This window comes from Aeromonas sp. 1HA1 (assembly GCF_029237385.1).
In the GTDB taxonomy this organism is placed as follows: domain Bacteria; phylum Pseudomonadota; class Gammaproteobacteria; order Enterobacterales; family Aeromonadaceae; genus Aeromonas; species Aeromonas popoffii.
In genome coordinates this window covers 1-788 of the sequence record NZ_JAACGC010000201.1, presented here as the reverse complement: position 1 = coordinate 788, position 788 = coordinate 1, and the positions used below count along the sequence as shown (strand labels likewise).

The window sequence follows — 788 nt, the reverse complement described above, 5'->3', positions numbered from 1 at the left end:
AGGGATTTGCGCTGCTGACGTTGGTAGCGAACAACGTGAAATTCAAGGACGGAGTAAAGGTGCTGGAGGAGTCAGACAGGAGTGCCGCCTGACCGACGCCATACACCAGATTTGACAATAGCTCCATCTCGATACCACCGAAGCCAACGGCCGATGGTCGAGCGAGCAGCGCCGGTAAGGTGATGAATATCAGTGATCGTGTGTCCTTCATGTAACAGCAAGATTGCCATCAAGCGACGAGCATGCCCTTTATCACGCGTGGCATGGATGATTTTGTGAATGCGGCGCCGTTGTGATCGTGGCAGGGGTGGTAGGATAGGCATCAACTCAGTCCTTTGGGCGTGGCTTTTTTTGTTTGGCGACTAATGAGATCGCACAAACTGGACTGAGTTCCCTTCCTCCGGTGATCTACTATTCGGAACAGCTATTTAGTGTTTTTATTTTAAATTGTGACACCCATTATAAAATTGCCAATATCTTAAAAAAATAATGATTCCATAGATATAGTGGTAATGACTCCAATTTGTTTAGTAGACATAATGGAACCTTTTGGCGCCGTTCCATTTACGTATGAGTGGCCCGATTGCCAAGTGGGGCTCATAATTTCACATCAGGGACTTGTTCGAGCTCTCCATAATATTTTTGACCTCACCTGCAATTATTCCTGACTCTTATACACAAATATTGTGAACTGATTGGCACTTTTCCCGATTTCCAGGATCTGATCTCCTATGTGACTCCCGAACATGGTAACGATCATGCTAACTTTTGCTCTTCATCGTGCGGCC

At 46.1% G+C, this 788-nt stretch carries 1 pseudogene; it reads right to left on the bottom strand.

What is annotated here, in order from left to right:
• Window positions 1–125: 125 nt before the first annotated feature.
• A pseudogene (locus GWQ22_RS21665) lies at window positions 126–323 on the bottom strand (helix-turn-helix domain-containing protein); the annotation flags it as partial.
• Window positions 324–788 lie beyond the last annotated feature (465 nt).